The sequence below is a fragment of the Mammaliicoccus sp. L-M44 genome, from assembly GCF_022386355.1.
Lineage (GTDB): Bacteria > Bacillota > Bacilli > Staphylococcales > Staphylococcaceae > Mammaliicoccus > Mammaliicoccus sciuri_A.
Map to the genome: position 1 here is coordinate 1 of NZ_JAJNIU010000046.1, position 3,198 is coordinate 3,198.

General features: G+C 31.1%; 4 protein-coding genes. 2 read left to right on the forward strand and 2 right to left on the reverse strand.

Going from position 1 to position 3,198, the window contains the following annotated elements; translation table 11 throughout:
* Positions 1-270: 270 nt before the first annotated feature.
* Positions 271-891, reverse strand: coding sequence for an NAD(P)-dependent oxidoreductase (locus LQ611_RS13670; protein WP_103362164.1), 621 nt, complete (start codon positions 889-891; stop codon positions 271-273).
* A gap of 93 nt (positions 892-984) precedes the next feature.
* Here LQ611_RS13670 and LQ611_RS13675 point away from each other — a divergent pair, with 93 nt between their 5' ends.
* Positions 985-1,476 carry a TspO/MBR family protein gene (locus LQ611_RS13675; RefSeq protein ID WP_025905385.1) on the forward strand — a complete coding sequence of 164 codons (492 nt, stop codon included), beginning with the start codon at positions 985-987 and terminating at the stop codon, positions 1,474-1,476.
* Between the two features lie 131 nt (positions 1,477-1,607).
* Positions 1,608-2,651 carry a family 20 glycosylhydrolase gene (locus LQ611_RS13680; RefSeq protein WP_103362165.1) on the forward strand — a complete coding sequence of 348 codons (1,044 nt, stop codon included), beginning with the start codon at positions 1,608-1,610 and terminating at the stop codon, positions 2,649-2,651.
* A gap of 56 nt (positions 2,652-2,707) precedes the next feature.
* On the opposite strand, the gene LQ611_RS13685 is transcribed toward LQ611_RS13680, so the two are convergent.
* Entirely contained in the window at positions 2,708-2,875 is a 168-nt protein-coding gene (locus LQ611_RS13685) for a hypothetical protein (protein ID WP_158011165.1), read from the reverse strand.
* Between the last annotated feature and the right edge of the window lie 323 nt (positions 2,876-3,198).

Sequence of the window (3,198 nt, forward strand, 5' to 3'; positions counted from 1 at the left end):
AACTAGGCTACTTATCCCCTATAGAATATAGGGAATTAGCAGCCTAGAAAATAGTGTTTTTATTGAGCTCCCTTAGTAAGGGTGCAGTGCCGTATAAAAAGACCCCTAAGAGATGTTTCATATGAAACATCTCTTAGGGGTTATCTTATTATTTATCAGTTTTACGCTTTCTGAAGAACAATAAACTTCCTAACATTGCGAATAATGTTGCAGTTGTCGCTTCATTTGTATTTGTTGAATTGTCTTTATAATCTATTTCAGAATTCTATATCAATATCCTATTCCAACGCGTGATTGAATAAATACGTCGGACGATATTTGATCGTAAACGAAGTCTGCTGTGTCTGGGACAGATATTTTCACGGCATTCTCTGGTAAGTAGTCTCGTTCGACTCTGTATTGTCCGATTCTTTCGCCATCTGGTAAATAGGTTGGGCATATGATTGTCCAATCTAGCTCTGAATCTTTAAGCATTGTATAAACTTTATGATGTTCTTCTGCTGCACGTGTTGTGCGTCTTTTAGATTCGTTAGATTGATAGCGTAGTAAATTCTTGTCAGTTCGACTTTGTAATATGCCAGCAGTACCTATTGTGATGATACGTTTAATGCCTTGTTGTGACATTGTTTCAATAATTAATGGCATAGCTTCTGATAATGTAGTGGAGCCGTCTGTACTTAATGCACTTACAATAATGTCGTTACATTCAGCTGCTTTTTGAATATCATTTGGATTTAATACATTTCCTTCGATTAGTCTTACAGATTGATGGTCGACGCATAATTTATTTTTATCGCGAACGAGTACGGTTACGTCATGACCGTCCGATAGTGCGTGTGTTAATACTTCTTGTCCAACTCTGCCTGTAGCACCTAAAATTAATATTTTCACTTGTATTACTCCTTTTATAAAAGTTCTTATTTTAATGATAGACAAATTCGGGTATATATACTAGACATCAAACTTTTGAAAAGGTGATTCTGTATGAAATTAAGTAAAATATTGAAATACGCTGGTATCATTTCAGCACCGTTAGTTGGTGGTAGACTAATCGGAAAATATGCTGTTCAAAACGCACGAAAGGACTATTCTAAAAATAAAAAACCACCATTCTCACCACCTGGGTATATATTCCCAATTGTATGGCCTATACTATATTTAAGCATGGGTATCGCACATTCTATTATAACGAAAGAGCGTGCTACTAAATCAACACAGACTACTTATTATAGTCAGTTGGGCTTAAATTATTTATGGTCAATTCTTTATTTTAAATATAAATTAAGAGGTACAGCACTTATTGAAAGTTATGTTTTATTGAGTGCAGTCATTTTAACAACTGTTCAATTTTATAAAGTGAATAAGTCAGCAGGGTTGTTATTAATCCCTTATGTTTGTTGGTCTGCCTATGCCTCATATTTAACAACAGGTAATTGGACACTTAATAAAGATAACCCGAGATATACTGAGAAGTAGAGAATTTGCTTAGTTAATAAAAAGCATTTTTGTATATATTTTAAGCGGGATAGCTCAATTGAGTTTCCGCTTAAAATATATCAATATACATATTAAAACAGTTTGCATACTATATAGAAAAAGGTGACAACATGAAAAGTAAAATACTAATCACTTTATCTGTTTTATTAAGTTTCACTTTTTTAAACAATGAAGTACAAGCTGAAAATATACAAAAAGGTATCACTGTAGACATCGCAAGAAAATCATATTCCTTAGAAACTTTAAAAACCATCGTTAAATATATACATGATCATAATGGTCAATACCTTCAATTACATTTTTTAGATGATGAAAATTACGCAATTGAATCAGAATATTTTGATCGTAAAAGTTTTTCTAATCCATATTATTTAACAAAAACAGAAGTGAAATCACTTATTGAGTATAGTAATGATTTAAATGTAATGGTCATTCCAGATATGGATTTTCCCTCTCATTCCAAAGCTTTTTTATCTTTGATTAAACAAAATGATAAATCATTATATCAAGAAATAATCAGTGATTATAGTGATAACACTTTAGATTTTTTCTCAAATCGTAAAGCAGTAGATGTTACAAATAGACAAATTGATGAAATAACAGAGTTGTTTAAACAACCTCAATTTTCAGAACAACAACGAATTGTACTCGGTGGGGATGAAGTAGCAGGTGGAGGTGCGCATCAAAATAGCTTTATAGAATATATGAATCAAATAGGTGACTATGCATTTCAACAAGGATATGAGCCACAGATGTGGAATGATATGGTCATGCATGAAGGGGTGAAGTCTTTAAATTACCATTATTCAATATTATATTGGAAGCAAAATGAAGACAATAAATCTAATTTAACTGTAGAAGATTTTGATAAATATTATTTTGATGTATATAACTATAATTATTATTCGTTATATTTCTTGCCTTCAAAACAGTTTAGCCAGGACGATATTAATGAACAGGCTGAATATATAGGTTGGGCATATGCATATAACAAATTTTATTATAATAAGAGTCCTTATAATGAAGTGAATAGTCAAAATGTTAAAGGATCTGCATTATCATTTTGGGGTGAACATGCAACTGATATGACACAAGAAGAATTAATCAATCAAGAGGTGCCTTTGATTAAAGCATATTTTAATCTTAAAAAGTAAAAATCATAACGATTGCTATGGGAGTTTGAGCAGTCGTTATGACGGTATATAACGAATTATTCTGAGGATTGGGATTCCAACTTTTCTAGAATGTCTTTAATAATCTCCTTCTCATCTGATAAATTAAAATCTTCAGATGAGATTTTTTGACTAATAGATTGTGAAACATACAACAAATCATCACTGATATCTTCATAATAGCCTTTCCCGTTGTTCATAACCATGGTTCTACCTCTTTCTCTAGTATAGCTATATATGTAATACCCAAAAAAAAGCAAATTTATAACAAAAAAAGTAATTAAAATATTGGATAAACAAAATGATAATTATTATGTTATTTTTTTACAACAATTTATACGAAAAAAGAATAGGTTTAATAAACCGTTGAAGTATATCTATAAATTGTTTTACGGAAATTTTTATAAATGATTTCTCCATATAAAAAACACGCCATATATGGCACTGCACCCTTACTAAGGGAGCTCAATAAAAACACTATTTTCTAGGCTGCTAATTCCCTATATTCTATAGGGGATAAGTAGCCTAG